Source organism: Myxococcales bacterium, from assembly GCA_016720545.1.
Taxonomy (GTDB): Bacteria; Myxococcota_A; Polyangia; order Polyangiales; family Polyangiaceae; genus JAAFHV01.
This window is the reverse complement of record JADKKK010000002.1, coordinates 88,163-101,622: the sequence shown is the minus strand read 5'-3', so window position 1 is coordinate 101,622 and position 13,460 is coordinate 88,163. Positions and strand designations below refer to the sequence as shown.

At 72.4% G+C, this 13,460-nt stretch carries 13 protein-coding genes; 4 read left to right on the top strand and 9 right to left on the bottom strand.

The annotated features are described in order from the left end of the window. Positions 1-55 precede the first annotated feature (55 nt). From IPQ09_04460 to IPQ09_04445, 4 genes are all read right to left on the bottom strand, one after another. On the bottom strand, positions 56-919 hold the full coding sequence (locus tag IPQ09_04460; GenBank protein ID MBL0193472.1) for a class II glutamine amidotransferase: 864 nt from the start codon (positions 917-919) through the stop codon (positions 56-58). Further along, the gene (locus tag IPQ09_04455; GenBank protein ID MBL0193471.1) at positions 919-1,161 is read right to left on the bottom strand and encodes a hypothetical protein; all 243 of its coding nucleotides are present in this window, start codon (positions 1,159-1,161) and stop codon (positions 919-921) included. Before IPQ09_04455 ends, IPQ09_04460 begins: the two co-directional genes overlap by 1 nt. An 87-nt stretch (positions 1,162-1,248) precedes the next feature. Next, complete coding sequence (locus IPQ09_04450; protein ID MBL0193470.1) at positions 1,249-2,064, bottom strand: SPOR domain-containing protein; 816 nt, start codon at positions 2,062-2,064, stop codon at positions 1,249-1,251. A gap of 31 nt (positions 2,065-2,095) precedes the next feature. After that, positions 2,096-3,928 (bottom strand): arginine--tRNA ligase, encoded by a 1,833-nt coding sequence (locus tag IPQ09_04445; protein ID MBL0193469.1) that lies wholly within the window; start codon positions 3,926-3,928, stop codon positions 2,096-2,098. Positions 3,929-4,078: 150 nt separating this feature from the next. Here IPQ09_04445 and IPQ09_04440 point away from each other — a divergent pair, with 150 nt between their 5' ends. Both IPQ09_04440 and IPQ09_04435 read left to right on the top strand, forming a co-directional pair. Beyond that, the gene (locus IPQ09_04440; protein ID MBL0193468.1) at positions 4,079-5,389 is read left to right on the top strand and encodes a hypothetical protein; all 1,311 of its coding nucleotides are present in this window, start codon (positions 4,079-4,081) and stop codon (positions 5,387-5,389) included. 100 nt (positions 5,390-5,489) lie between these two features. Next, a complete protein-coding gene (locus tag IPQ09_04435) occupies positions 5,490-7,697 on the top strand; it encodes a hypothetical protein (GenBank protein MBL0193467.1) in 2,208 nt (735 codons plus the stop codon). A 69-nt stretch (positions 7,698-7,766) separates the two neighbouring features. Here the strand turns inward: IPQ09_04435 and IPQ09_04430 are convergent, their stop codons facing one another. Further along, positions 7,767-8,672 carry an alpha/beta fold hydrolase gene (locus tag IPQ09_04430; protein MBL0193466.1) on the bottom strand — a complete coding sequence of 302 codons (906 nt, stop codon included), beginning with the start codon at positions 8,670-8,672 and terminating at the stop codon, positions 7,767-7,769. 62 nt (positions 8,673-8,734) lie between these two features. Next, entirely contained in the window at positions 8,735-9,508 is a 774-nt protein-coding gene (locus IPQ09_04425; protein MBL0193465.1) for an acyl-CoA desaturase, read from the bottom strand. Between the two features lie 15 nt (positions 9,509-9,523). On the opposite strand from IPQ09_04425, the gene fabR reads away from it, so the two are divergent. After that, complete coding sequence (gene fabR / locus IPQ09_04420) at positions 9,524-10,315, top strand: HTH-type transcriptional repressor FabR (GenBank protein ID MBL0193464.1); 792 nt, start codon at positions 9,524-9,526, stop codon at positions 10,313-10,315. 22 nt (positions 10,316-10,337) lie between these two features. Here the strand turns inward: fabR and IPQ09_04415 are convergent, their stop codons facing one another. Beyond that, entirely contained in the window at positions 10,338-11,207 is an 870-nt protein-coding gene (locus tag IPQ09_04415) for an NTP transferase domain-containing protein (GenBank protein MBL0193463.1), read from the bottom strand. Between the two features lie 84 nt (positions 11,208-11,291). Here IPQ09_04415 and IPQ09_04410 point away from each other — a divergent pair, with 84 nt between their 5' ends. Then, the gene (locus IPQ09_04410; GenBank protein MBL0193462.1) at positions 11,292-11,747 is read left to right on the top strand and encodes a hypothetical protein; all 456 of its coding nucleotides are present in this window, start codon (positions 11,292-11,294) and stop codon (positions 11,745-11,747) included. A 12-nt stretch (positions 11,748-11,759) separates the two neighbouring features. On the opposite strand, the gene IPQ09_04405 is transcribed toward IPQ09_04410, so the two are convergent. Beyond that, positions 11,760-12,971, bottom strand: a complete 1,212-nt coding sequence (locus tag IPQ09_04405) for a metallophosphoesterase (protein MBL0193461.1) — start codon at positions 12,969-12,971, stop codon at positions 11,760-11,762. Positions 12,972-12,976: 5 nt separating this feature from the next. After that, on the bottom strand, positions 12,977-13,387 hold the full coding sequence (locus IPQ09_04400) for a hypothetical protein (protein MBL0193460.1): 411 nt from the start codon (positions 13,385-13,387) through the stop codon (positions 12,977-12,979). Positions 13,388-13,460 lie beyond the last annotated feature (73 nt).

Below are 13,460 nucleotides of genomic sequence, written 5' to 3'. Positions count from 1 at the left end.
CGAGAGGGCGCCGAGGCCGAGCCACGAGGCCCGACGACCCGCGCTCCCTACGACATTACATCTTATGTATTTCGGGCTTCTCGCCACGGCTGAGGACGAGGATCGCACGTTCCGGCGCGCTCTTCCAGCGCGGCTCCGCGACGGGGCTCGACGCGGCGAGCGACCACTCGTCGTCGAAGTCGCTCGCGAGGAGCACGCAGCGCGCGCTCTCCAGCTCCGGGCTTCGACGGAGGGCGTCGTCATCGCGCGCCAACGCCTCGACGTCGGCGCGGCCGGCGAACACCCGGTAGGCCATGGGCGCGCCCGCGCTGAGCGCGACGACGTACGAGCCGGTCGCCACGACGCAGTTGAGGCTCGCGCGCGGCGCCCCCACCTCCGAGACGACGCCGTCGACCATCGCGAGGGTCTCGACGAGGGCGTCCCGGACCATCGAAGGGGCGCGCGCCCGCCCCGCGCCCGGCTCGAGCGCGCCGCGGTCGTGGAGGAACGAGAGCATCAGGAAGAAGAAGACCTCGGCGTCAGTCTCGCCTTGCACCTGCCCGCGGAGGAACGCGGGGAGCGCGTCGACGAGCCGCTCGCGCGCCGCGTCGAACGCGGGGATCGCGCCGGTCTGCGCGAACAGCCACTGCCGGAAGCGGAACGGGTGGGTGTTCTCGGTGCGCAGCCCGCCGTGCGTCGCGGCGCGGACCTGCCCCACGAGCAGGTCGGCGCGCACCTGGGAGGCTTGGGCGGCGAGATCGACCTCGGGCCCCTCTTCGCAGGGGCGTCGACGGATGAGCACCTCGTCACCCTGGTAGAAGCCGAGGCCCCACCCGAGCGGCGCGCCTCGGCCACGCGCCCGGAGCGCCTCACGCTCGGCGAGGACCACATGGGAGGCGAGATCAGGGCGGTTGCTGACGAGCGCCATGAGGCGCGCCATCACGCGCCTCCCTGCGCCGAGGGCGACGACTGTGGCGGCTCGGGCGCCACGTCGGGCGAGGGCGCCGCGTCCGCGGGCGCCGTCGCGGCCCGCGCGCGCGCGAGCATGGCCTCGGTCGCCGCACGACGCGCCCCGACCCAGCGCTCCGAGAGCAGGCGGGCAAAGAACGGCGCGCCCGCCGCGAGCGCGAGCGCGACGCCCCACGGGGGGAGGGATACGGAGGAGAGAGCCGGAGCGGGCATGGACACTTTGCCTGTGATTTTGACACATTCGCGACGCGGACGCGACGGACCGCGCGAGCGAGCGACGCGCGACGCCGCGGGCGCCGGCTACTTCTGCGGCGGGATGATGAACGGGACGACGTGCTCGCGGTCCTCGAACGACGTGCGGTACTGCGCGGCCTGATGCTGGGTGGCGAACGGGCCCACGCGCACGCGAAACCAGGTGCCACGCCCCGCGACGTTCGCCTCGCTCACGTACGCCTTGTGGCCTCGGTCACGGAGCTGCTTGGCGAACGCCTCGCCCTCTTCGCGTGTGCGGAAGGAGCTCACCTGGAGCTGGAAGCCACCCTCGTGCCCGGCCGCCGCGGCGGGCGAGCCCTCCGCCGCGACCTTCGCCTGCGCGCCATCGCTGGCGGCTTTGGTGAGCGGATCGCGCGGGCGCGTGACCAGCGGGGTCGCCTCGAGGATGTTCGCGGCGGGCAGCGGCACGACCGGGAGACGGTCTCCGGCGGCGGGCGGGGTCTGCGGGCGCCCCGGGGGAGGCACGCTCGGAGCCGGCGGCGGCAGCGCAGCGACCATCGGATCGCGCACCTGTGGAGCCGCGCCCTTGACCGCGGCGAGCGCGGTGGGAGGCGCGGTGTCGTCGCTGAGGATGCCCGGGAACGTGACGTCGCTTGGCGCGAGGTCGGTGGGCTTCGCGGCGCCGCCCTTGGCCTTCTCGGCCTTCACTCGCTGCGACACGAGCTCGCCCAGCGGGTCGGACTTCTTGACGTCGGGCTTGGAGCCGCGCCCGTTCAAGGCGAGGACCGCGAAGAGCACGCACGCCCCGCCGAGCGCCACGAACGCGAGCGTGGCGCCGCGGCCGGGGCCGCCTTCCACGTCCGTCTCTTGGATCTGCTCGAGGTGCTTCACTCGCTGTTCCATTCTCGCCTCGCTTGCGTGCGCCTCTGCGCGCTCAGTCGCGGTCGTCTAGCTCGTCGCTCGTGCCGTTCGGGTCGCTCGGGTCGCTCGCCGGTCGGTCCATACGCTCGGGCGCGCTGATGCCCAGCACCGCGAGGGCCTCCGCGTAGACGTAGCGCACGGCGACGATCCACGCGAGCCGCGCGCGGGTCTTGTCGTGGTCCCAGCGCTCTTCCCAGCCCGCCACCGCGCGCACCGAGGCCTGGGGGAGGATGGTGTCGTTCTCGCCCTTGAGGCGCGAGAAATAGCTCTGGAAGTCGCGGGCGAGCTCCTGCACGTAGAACAGCACCCGGTGCGGCTCGCGGTGCCTCGCGGCGTCCTCGAGCACGGCGCCGAGCTCGCTCACCTTCGCGGTGAGGGCGAGCTCGTCCGGGTGAACGAGCTTCGCGAGCTGTTCGCGAGTGATCCGGGTCGGCGTCGCGAGCCCCTGCTCCTCGGCGCGCTTGAGGATGCTGCAGAGCCGCGCGTGCCCGTACTGGACGTAGAAGACGGGGTTGTCGAGGCTCTTCTTCTTCGCGATCTCGATGTCGAAGTCGACCTGCGAAGTGTGGGCGCGCGACAAGAAGAAAAACCGGAGCGCGTCACTCCCGGCGCCGACGCGCCCGGCCGCCTCGTCGATCTCGTCCATCACCTCGTCGGCGGTCACGATGTTCCCGGCGCGCTTCGACGACTTCACGACCTCGCCGTCGCGCAGGATGTACACGAGCTGGTAGAGCAGCGCCTCGAAGCGGTCGGCCGGCAGCCCCAGCGCGTCGAGCGCGTTCCGGATGCGCGCGACGTACCCATGATGGTCGACGCCGAGCACGATCAGCAGGCGGTCGTAGCCGCGCGAGACCTTGTCTGCGAAGTATGCGATATCACTCGCGAAGTACGTATACGCACCGTCCGACTTCTTGACGACGCGCTCCTTGTCGTCGGTCGAGCCGGCGTCGTCGTTGCGGAAGAAGGTCGCCCCGTCCTTGTCGACGAGGTAGCCGCCCGCGCGGAGCGTCTCGAGGGCCCCGTCGACCGCGCCCCACCTGTGCAGCGACTCTTCGCTGAACCACACGTCGAAGTGGACGCCGAGCGCCGCGAGGGTCTTGCGGATGCCCGGCATGGTGGGCACGCCCGGCACGCCGCGGAGCATGAGCGCCACGCACGCGCGCGACAGCTCGACCCGGTCCTGGGTGAGCACCTCGGGACGATGCGCGGCCAGGTAGCGGGCGATGTCGTGGACGTAGGCGCCCTTGTAGAGCTCTTCGCCGAGCTCGCGCCCCTCGTGGACGGCGCGCACGCTGTCGGCGAAGAGCCCGACCTGATTTCCGAAATCGTTGATGTAGTACTCGCGCGTCACCCGGTGGCCGCGCGACTCGAGGACCCGCGCCGTGGCGTCGCCGAGCACCGCGTTGCGCGCGCTCGCGACCACGAGCGGGCCCGTGGGGTTCGAGCTGACGAACTCGAGGTCGACGCGCTCGCCCGACGCCGCGGGGGCGCGCCCGAAGGCCCTGCCCTCGGTGAGGATCTCCACGAGGGCGTCGTGGAAGGGTGCAGGCGCGAGGCGAAGGTTGACGAAGCCCGGGCCCGCGAGCTCCGCGGAGCGGACGACCTCGCCGCCACCGAGGCGCGCGGCGAGGAGCTCCGCGATGGCCCGAGGCGGCATGCCTACGCGCTTCGTGAGCACCATCGCCACGTTCGTCGCGAAGTCGCCGTGCTCGGGGCGCTTGGGGCGCTCGACGACGAAGTCGACCGACGCGACCGCGGCGGGGCCGCGCTCGCCGAGCCTGCCCTCCGCTGCCAGACCCGAAAGGGCCGCGACGACCGCCGCTCTCACACGATTCGAGACGCTCATGGACTTCACTCCCGCTAGCAAGGCGCACCTCTCGGGGCCAACTTTCGTAGAAGAGCCGCGTGTCTAGCGCAGGGGGCGCGCGCTCGCCGACATTTTCAGCCCCGCGGGCGGGTTCCCCCGTGGCCCCCCGAGGTGGTAGTCCCGAGCGCGATGGCTCGACCTGCCCAGCTCTCGAGCGTGCGCCCCCGGTGGGTCCTCGTGGGCGCGGGCGCTCTCCTCGCGGCCTGCGCGGCGCAGGCCACGGGCGTCGTCACGCTCGACACTGGCCTCGAGGAGGGTGTCCTGACGCGCGAGCCGAAGGTCGCCGCGCTCGTGGTCGAGGCCTCGCTGGCCGACGGGGGCGTGCTCGCGCTCGGCCGCGTGACCCTCCCCGCCGACTCGCTCGACCTCGGGGAGGTCCCGAAGGACGACGTCGGGGCCCTCCGCGTGCGCGGCGAGGACGCGCGCGGCGTGACCGTCGTCGCGGGCGAGTCGCTGCCGGTGCGCTTCGGCGCGCTGCAGTCCACGCCGCTGCGCGTGTTCGTGCAGCGACGCGGCGAGCTCGCCCGAATGCCCGCGCCGTTCACCGAGCCGCCTCCGGCTGCCCTGACGGCGCTGCTCGCCCAGCGCTACCTCTTGGGGATCGAGGGCGCGCGGACCGCCCTCTACGACCTCGCGAACTACGCCCCCGTGGCGAGCCCCCCCACCCTCCCCTTCGCGCCCAAATCCATCCTGATTTTCGGCACGCGCGCGCTCCTCATCGCCGACGAGGCGGTCGTCTTCGACTTCGCGGATCGGTCCACGACGCCGCTCGCGGCGCCCGCGGGGGGCACCTTCGCGGAGGTCGCCGGCGGCCTCGGCGTGCACGCGAGCGACGGCGCGGCGTTCGTCGTCGGGGGCACCCGCCGCGCAGGCGAGCCGACCGCGAAGGTGTTGCGGGTCGCGCTGGACGGCGCGCTCTCCTTCGTGAGCTTGGCGAGCCCCCGGCTCGGCGCCGGCGCCGCCTGGATGGACGGGCGCGGCGTGGTGGTGGCGGGCGGGAGCGCGACGGCGGCGGGCCTCGAGGTGCTCGCGCCGGCGGCGCTCGTGGGCGCGCCGCTCGCGTTCCCGCCCGAGGCCGCGCGCGGTGTGGCCATCGTTCGACTCGACGCCTCGCGCGTGGCCGTGGCCGCCGGCGCGCTGCGCGTGGCCGACGTCGCATGCGCGGCGGCGTGCGCCCTCACACCCCTCGAGGGGGCAGGCGGCCTCACCCTCGCGAACGCGACGGCGCTCACCGTGCCCGGGCCCGACGCGGGCGGCACGACGGCGCTCCTCGCCGGGACCGACGCGCAGGGCGCGATCCACGTGGTGGCCGTGAGCGGCGCCACCGCCAAAGAGCTCACGCTCCGGGTGCCGCGCGCGAGCGCGTCGCTCGTGACGCTGCCCACGGCCAGCGCCGCGCTCTTCGGAGGGGCGCGGGAGATCGAGATCTTCCGCCCCTAGGCTTTCCACCGGATCGGTGCTCTCCAGGGCGCGCGCCTCGCGCGGTGTGCCGGGAACTTCCGCGCCGCCGCGACGTCTACGCTGCCCCGAAAGGCCCCCCATGCACTCAGGTTCCCCGCCCGGCTCCCGCCTCGCCTCCCGCCTCGCCTCCGCCCTCGCGCTCGCGCCGCTCCTCGCCTCGCTCGCGGCGTGCGCGCCCACCACCGATGCACGCAGCCCGGGCGGCGGCGTGCCCATTCTTCCGCTCAAGAGCCTGCGGCTCTACGAGGTGGGCGTCGGCTACTTCGAGCGCGAGGGCGTGGCGGGTGGGAGGACGTCGCTCCCCGTGCCGCCCGGGCACCTCGACGACGCGCTGAAGACCCTCGTCGTGCTCTCGAAGGGCGGAAAGGCGGAGGTCACGGGGCTCGCCTTCCCGAGCAGCGTCACGCCCGGAATGGCCCGCTCACTCGCGGGGCTGCCCGCCGCCGACGGCAGCCCCCTCACCTTCCGCGCGCTCCTCGGCACCATGCGCGGCGCACACGTCGTCGTGACCACCCGACACGGCGCGCCCACGTCGGGGCGCCTGGTCGACGTCGTCGACGCGCCGCGCGCGCCCCGCCCGCCCCGCGAGAAGGATGCCGCCGGAAAGGAGAAGGCCGAGGAGACCAAGGCCTCGGACGAGCCGACCCTCGTCGCGCTGGTCCTGACCGACGACGGAGAGCTGCAGCGCTTCTCCGACGACGTGATCGTCGGCGTCCGACCCACCGATCCTGCCTTCTTTGCGCGCCTCGGGACAGCGCTCGACGCCGTGTCGACGCAGGGCGCGCGCAACCCGCGCTTGCTCGAGGTGCTCGCCTCGAGCGATGGCCCCGTCACGCTCGGGTACCTGGCCGAGGCCCCCATCTGGCGGACCACGTACCGGCTCGTCCTTGGCGCCGACAACAAGGCGTTCTTGCAGGGCTGGGCGCTCATTCACAACGACACGGACGAGCGCTGGCAGGGGGTTCATGTCGAGCTCGTCAACGGCCAGCCCGACTCGTTCCTCTTCCCCATGGCGGCGCCGCGCTACGCGAGGCGCGAGCTGCGCACCCCAGACAACCCCGCCTCCACCGTGCCCCAGCTGCTCGACAACTCCGCCGATCGGATGTGGGGCGATCACCTCGAGGAGTCGTTCGGCGCCAGCGGGCTCGGCCTCAGCGGCGTCGGCGAGGGCGGAGGTGGGCGAGGCGAGGGCGTCGGGCTCGGGAGCATCGGCACGGTCGGCCACGGCTCGGGCACCGGGTACGGCTCCGGCTCGGGTGCGAGCTCTCTGCTCGACGTGGGGAACCTCGCGAAGACGGCGCAGGCCGACGTCATCGAGGGCGGCGCGCTCTTCCGCTACGTGCTGAAGCAGGGCCTCGATCTCGCCGCGCGCAGCTCGGCGCTTGTCCCTTTCGTCGGCGCCCCCCTCGACGCGGTCGCCATCACGTACGTCGACGATCGAGGCACGTCGCCGCGGGCCGGCGTGCGCTTCGTGAACCAGACCAAGCAAACCCTCCCGCCCGGCGTCATCGCCTTCTTCGCGGACGGCGGCTTCGCGGGGGAGTCGGCCGTCGGCCGCCTTCGCCCCGGCGAGCGCCGGTTCATCACGTTCGCCGACGACCTCGACGTGGAGGTGTCGCGCAAGAACCTGAAGACGACCGACGCCACCCAGAAGGTCGTGTTCGACGCGCGCACGGGCAGGCTCGAGCAGCACTATCTGCGCACGGTGCGAGGGGACTACGTGCTCAAGAACGACTCGGGGCGACCGCGGCAGGTCGCCGTCGGCTTCCACGTCGCGAACAACGGCCGGGTCGAGGGCGCGGACCGCGTCGACTACGACACCGAGAAGAACCTGCCGATCGGGGTCTTCGACCTCTCGCCGAAGAAGACCGTGTCGCGCGCGGTCACCACTGTCGAGGGCCTCGTCTCCCGCACCGCGCTCGCGAACTTGAACGCGACGGCGCTCGAGGATCTGTCGCGACAGGTGGGGCTCTCGCCCTTCGAGCGCCAGGTGCTGACCGAAGCCACCGCGAAGGCCAAGCCCGTCGAGCTCGCGCGTGTCGCGAAGACGAAGGCCCGCGAGGACGTGAACCGCGCGACGGCCGAGCTCACGAGACTGCGGGAGGACCTGAAGGCGCTCACCGCGGAGAAGGACAAGACCCACCCGTTCGTCGTGCGCGTCGTGGCCGCCGAGGACCGCCTCACGAAGCTGAAGGCGGCCGAAGAGAGCGCGACCAAGGACGAGGCCAAGCGCGTCGAGGAGCTCTCGGCGGCGCTCGAGAAGCTCTCCACGCCCGCGAAGCCGTGACGGCCGACCGCCACGCGGGCCAGGGCGGCGCCCACCGCCACGGTCTCGGCTCGCCGCGCCTCGCAAGCGCTAAGGCAGCGACGCCAGGAAGCCTTCGAGCTCCTTGGCGACGCCTCGCGGATCTTCGAGCTGGGGCACGTGGCCCAGCGAAGCCATCGGGACGTGCTTCGCGCGCGCGAGCCCCTCGGCCAGCGCCTTGCCGGTCGACGGGTGGATCACGCGGTCCTTGCCGCCGTGGATGACGAGCGCGGGGGCGTCGAGGGCGCCGAGCGCGGTCGGCACGCCGTCGCCCGCGGCGGGATCCACCCACCCCTCGAAGAGCTCGGCCAGCGCGGGGGCGCGCTTCCAGCGCTCGGTCCCCAGATAGCGACGCATCGCGCGCGTGCTCGGCGGCAGCCGCTCGGCGACGAGGCGCAGGAGCCGGTTCAGATCGTCGGGGCCGCGGGTGAGGAGCGGATTCTCGCCGCGATCGATCGCCTCGCCGACCTCGCTCCGCTCGACGATCGGGCCCACGGACCCGATGAGCGTCATCGACGCGGTCTGCTCCGGGAAGTCGTGGGCGAAGCGGAGCGCGACGCCGCCGCCCATCGAGTTGCCCACGAGGTGAGCCCGCCCCACGCCGGCGTGCGCTAGCACGGCCGCCACGACCGCGGCCTGCGCCCGCGCCGACGCTCGCTCCCGCGGGATCCCGTCGGCGGCGCCATGGCCCGGGAGGTCGGGAATGACGAGCCCGCGATCGCGGCCGAGCGACCCCGCGAGCAGGAGCCAGCTCTCCTTGTCGCCTCCGAATCCGTGCACGAGCACGAGCGGCGCCCGGCCGTCGCGGGAGGTGCGCCGGTAGTAGGGCACGCGCACGCCATCGACGACGGCCACCTCGAGGCGCAAGCCCGCGTAGGCGCGCGCTGCTCGTGACACTGCATGGTATTGGGCCCCACCGACGGTGCGCTCGAGCCCACCCAGGACGCGCCGGAACATGCGCGAGACCGTACCACTTCCGCGCGCGGCCGGTCGTGGCGAGGACGCGAACACCACCGAGCCTACGGCGCGTCGGCCACGGGCTCGGCCAGCGGAGCGGGCGTCGGCACGATCTCGATGAGGCCCACCTTCTCCGCGACGCGACACAGGAGATACCCGAGATCGAGCTCGCCGGCCTTCGCCGCGAAGTTCGCGCTGCGAGGCGCGTGATGGTGGTTGTTCTGGTAGCCCTCGCCGAACACGAGGAGCGCGACGAAGGTGTTGTTTCGCGAGTCGTCCGACGTGTCGAAGCTCCGGTAGCCGAACCTGTGCGCGAGCGCGTTCACCATCCAGCCCTGGATGGGGTGCGAGAGCATTCCGAAGTAATACGCGGCGCCGAGCAGCCACGCGTGGCCGAAGACGCCGATGGCGACGGTGATCGACAGGTGCAGCGCGTACGGGAGGCTCCAGAGACCGCGCCGGTTGAGCCAGCTGACGGGGAAGTCGAGATCCTTCACGAGGGCGGTCTCGGCTGCCGAGCCCTTGATGAGGCGCACGAGGATGCGATTGTACGAGCGGAGCTGCACGAGCATGAGCTCGATGAGCCCGTTGTGGCTCGGGCTGTGGGGGTCCTCCGGCGTGTCCGAGTGCAGGTGGTGGAGCCTGTGCATGCAGCTCCAGCCCTTGGGGTCGAGGCCGGTCACCCAGCTGCCGGTGTGCACCGCCAGAAACCGAGTGAACGGGCGTAGCTTGACGGCGCCGTGCGTGAGTCCTCGGTGGTAGAGCACCGTGATGTAGAAGATATTGAGCAGGTAGGCTGCCACGAAGACGGCCAGGCAGAGCGCGAGGTAGAGCACGATGAGCACCTTCCGATGTCGAGACAGTTTCGGTGTACACCTGTACACCGAGACGCGCAAGACCCGACCCGGCGCGGCGCCGTGACCCGGCTCGAACAGAAAGAGCGCACCCGCAGGAAGCTCATCGACGCGGCGCTCGAGCTGAGCGCAGCGCGCGGCTTCGCGGCGCTGAGCCTCCGCGAGATCGCGAAGGCGTCCGGTATCACAGCGACCGGCTTCTACCGGCACTTCCGGGACATGGACGAGCTAGGGCTCGTGCTGGTCGACGAGGTGGGAATGACGCTGCGCCAGCTCGTGCGCGAGGCGCGGAGCCGCTTCAACGCCGCTGACGGCCGCACCAAGGCGTCGATCGCGGCGTTCATGGACTACGTGCACCGCAAGCCGCATCTCTTTCGGCTCTTGCTCGGCGAACGGCTCGGGGGCTCGACGGCGTTCCGCAGCGCGCTGCACGGAGAGATCGACCGGTTCGTCGCGGAGCTGAGCGAGGACCTCGAGGCGCAGGCGAAGGAGCTGGGGCAGCCCACCGACGACGTGCTCCTCGCCGCCGAGGCCATCGTGGCGATCGTGTTCACGCTTGGAGCGGAGGTGCTCGAGCTGCCGCGACACCGACACGCCGGGCTGGCCGAGCGCCTCGTGCGGGAGGTGAAGCTCGTGCTGAAGGGCGCCGGCCTCGACTCGAGCCCGGCCCCGTCGCCGCGGCCGGAGAAGGATCCCGCGCCGGCCGCGGTCAGCGCTGTCGCACCGGACGCGCCGACTCGGCGGACCCGCGTGAGCGGCCGCCCGGAGGGGCCGCGCCGCCGCGCCTAGGAGATCCCGCGGATATCCAGCTCTACTCCGCAGATATCACGGACGTCTTCGTGACGATCGAGCGGCGCCGCGCTTCGGTGACGTGGGCCCCGGGCCACACGACGCACTCCTCGATGGGTGCGTCGACCTGGGCGCCCTCGCCCACCACGCTCCGCCGCACGTCAGCCCTCACCTCGGCGCTCGGCGCGCAGAAGCTCGCGAGGCCACGCGCCTCGAGCCACACGAGGTTCGCCGCGAGGTAGCTCGCCAGCGTGCCGACGTCGACGAACCGCGCATCGGTCGCGTGGGTCGCGAGCGTGCCTCCCGCACGGAGCCTGGGCAGGTACACGTCGCCCACGAGGCACCCCACTTCAGGAAGTGCTTCGCGAAGCTGGGGCCCCACGACGTGGACCCCGACGAAGTCCGCGCCGCGCACCTCTTCCCCGAAGCGCTCACCGCGCAGCCGCGCGACGCGACCGGCGCGATCGACGCCGACCGTCCCCTCGCCGATCGAGCCCTCGGCGCGCAGGGCGACCGCCAGGGTGGCGAGCGCGGAGGGCTCCGCGGTGTGCGCCTCGATCACCGACGAGGCCGCGAGGCTCGACTGGATGTCCGCGTTCCACACCAGCACCGGGCCCGGGCCGAGGGCGGCCGCGGCGTTGCGGAGGCCGCCCGCGGTGCCGAGGAGCGACGCTTCGCGCACGCCGACGGCGCCCGCGATCGCGGCGAGCTCGAGCACGACGTCCGCGTGGTGAAACGCGTTGACCACGACCGGCGAGCACCCGCGCAGGCCCGCGACGACGTGGTGGAGCGCGGGGCGGTCGCCGATGGGCACGCCCGCCTTGGGCGTCGACTCGGTGAGAGGACGGAGCCGCGTGCCGAGGCCAGCGGCGAGCACGAGCGCGGGGAGCATGCGACCTCCTACCGCGCGACGCGCGGCCCGTCCATGAACGCAAGCTTCTTGGGTTCGTGGCGGTAGCCGTAGTAGGCGTACCTCATGGCGTCCGTCTTGGCCCTGCCCCGCGCTTCGCTCATCGCCACGCTCTCGGTCGTGTCGGGGCTCGCCGGCGCGATCGGCGGTGCCGCGTGCGGGACCGACGCCGTCGGCATCGACGCGTGCCGCGAGATCGAGGCCGCGCGGTGCAGACGCGCCGTCGAGTGCGGTCTCCCGCTCGACTACCCTCGCCCCGCCGGCGACCCCACCGCCGCGTGCGAGCGCTTCTACTTGGACGCTTGCCTGCACGGCATTCAGTCGGGGGTCGAGCCCACCCTTCCGCAGCGAAAGTCCTGCGTGGACGCCGTGAGCACGAGCTCGTGCGACGTCGTGCGCGAGCCGCAGCGCGCGCCTGGCTGCGCGTTCATCATTCCGAGCGCCGAGGGCGCCGCGCCCGAGCCGACCTCGACCACCGCGCCCCCTCCGCCGATCGCGCAGCCCGACTCCGGGAAGAAGTAGCGCAGGCGCTCGTCAGGGCTCGTCAGCCGTGTTGCCGTCGCCCGCGACGGCCTGGAGATCGAGCACCGACTCGCCCGCGACGGCCTGCGTGCCCGTGTAGACACGCTCGCCGTGCGCGCGCTCGCCGAGCTCGAGCCGCCAGTAGGACGGCCCGTCGCCGCTTCGACATCCGAGGGTGAGCGACGGGCACGCGAAAATGCGGAAGCGCGCGCCGGCCGGGCGGCGCTCCTCGCTCACGTGGCGGTGGCCGTGGAGCACACACGTGACGCCCACCTCGTCGAAGAGAGCGGCGGCCTCGGTGGCGTCGTCGAGACGCATGCCGAACTCGCTCGGCGCGCCGCGACCGACTCCGTGCGGCAGCGGCACCACGTGGTGATGCAACAGCGCGACGCGGTGGCGCGCGGATCGAAATTCGGGCGTCGTCGCGAGAGACCGCAGAAACGCCGACTGCGCGGGCCCGATGGCGCCGTTGTGCCGGAAGAAGCGGCGCTGGGGGCGCGCGCAGGAGTCGAAGCCGACGAGCACCGTGGACGCCTCGGGGAGGTAGCGCGACCACGCGCCCGACTCGTGCAGCGGCGTGCCGAGCCCCTCTGCGAACGAGCGCCACGCCGCGCGCTTCGACCCAGGCGACGGCTTCGGCCGCACGCTCCCCTGCAGCGGAAACATGTAGAGGTCGTGGTTTCCGGGCACGGCGAACAGCATGCCCCGCGCGTGGAACCGCGCGAACGCGGCGGTGATGAGCTCGTAGCCCGCGCCGTTGTCCGTGAGATCGCCGGTGATGACCACCGCGTCGACGTCGGGGCCGATCGCCTCGGCGGCCTGAAGGATCCGCAGGTTGGTGTTCTTTGGGGTCTCCTCGGCGAGCCGCGCGAGGGTGGCCACCGGGGGCGGCGACGCCGCAAGCGTGCGCGCGAGGCGCGCCTCGAGCCGCGAGGCCACCTCGATCGCGCGGTCGACGGGCTCGATCGCCTTCGAGGCCCGCGACGACGGCACCGGGTGGGCGTAACCCTCAGGGTCTATCAGCCGAATATCATGCGCCTTTTTGCCACGCTTTCGCAGCACCCGCCACCCCGCCCAGGTCCACACCGGCTCCCAGCTCGAGGGGGCGACGTCGGCGGGTTGTTTGCTGCGCGGGACCACTCGCAGCCGGTCGTGGAAGGTGTCTCCAAAGGTCGACACGTGCAGATCGGACACGTGCGCGATCACGAACGGCTTGGGGGCCACGCCGGCTACATTCCCGACAGGATCTTGTAGGACTCACCCTCTTTGACGAGCTCGAGGCGGTTCTCCGCGACGGTGTGCCGCCACTCCTCTTGCTTCACGCCGGGCAGTCGGAAGCTCGCGGCGTAGGTGAAGTCGACCAACACGCGATTGTTCTCGGACGTGGAGATCTTCCGGTAGCGGACCTCGTACCGGATGGCCTGGGTCTTCATGAAGGTCGTGGTGAGGTAGTCCTTCAAGCCCACGAAATCGATGTCGTCTTCGGCGTTCGCGTTGCCGCCGTCCTCGAAGTACCGCTGGCTCGCGAGCTTCAGGAGAAGGCCCACGTTCTTCTCCTCGACGCCGTGCCGGTACTCCTCGCAGAAGCTCACCACCTTGCGGTTGTCGGAGGTGTCCTCGACGTCGGTGTTCGGGATCATCGTCTTCGTGCAGCCGAGCGACCCCAGGGATCCTAGGGAGAGGGCGGCGAGCGCGACGACGCGGGCGGCGAGA

What these genes read in the sequence shown, in the direction of transcription:
- IPQ09_04460 (MBL0193472.1), bottom strand. Translation starts at nt 919, where the DNA reads ATGGCGCGCCTCATGGCGCTCGTCAGCAACCGCCCTGATCTCGCCTCC.
- IPQ09_04410 (MBL0193462.1), top strand. Translation starts at nt 11,292, where the DNA reads ATGGCGTCCGTCTTGGCCCTGCCCCGCGCTTCGCTCATCGCCACGCTC.
- IPQ09_04415 (MBL0193463.1), bottom strand. Translation starts at nt 11,207, where the DNA reads ATGCTCCCCGCGCTCGTGCTCGCCGCTGGCCTCGGCACGCGGCTCCGT.
- IPQ09_04400 (MBL0193460.1), bottom strand. Translation starts at nt 13,387, where the DNA reads ATGATCCCGAACACCGACGTCGAGGACACCTCCGACAACCGCAAGGTG.
- IPQ09_04445 (MBL0193469.1), bottom strand. Translation starts at nt 3,928, where the DNA reads ATGAGCGTCTCGAATCGTGTGAGAGCGGCGGTCGTCGCGGCCCTTTCG.
- IPQ09_04430 (MBL0193466.1), bottom strand. Translation starts at nt 8,672, where the DNA reads ATGTTCCGGCGCGTCCTGGGTGGGCTCGAGCGCACCGTCGGTGGGGCC.
- IPQ09_04440 (MBL0193468.1), top strand. Translation starts at nt 4,079, where the DNA reads ATGGCTCGACCTGCCCAGCTCTCGAGCGTGCGCCCCCGGTGGGTCCTC.
- IPQ09_04435 (MBL0193467.1), top strand. Translation starts at nt 5,490, where the DNA reads ATGCACTCAGGTTCCCCGCCCGGCTCCCGCCTCGCCTCCCGCCTCGCC.
- fabR (MBL0193464.1), top strand. Translation starts at nt 9,524, where the DNA reads ATGTCGAGACAGTTTCGGTGTACACCTGTACACCGAGACGCGCAAGAC.
- IPQ09_04450 (MBL0193470.1), bottom strand. Translation starts at nt 2,064, where the DNA reads ATGGAACAGCGAGTGAAGCACCTCGAGCAGATCCAAGAGACGGACGTG.
- IPQ09_04455 (MBL0193471.1), bottom strand. Translation starts at nt 1,161, where the DNA reads ATGCCCGCTCCGGCTCTCTCCTCCGTATCCCTCCCCCCGTGGGGCGTC.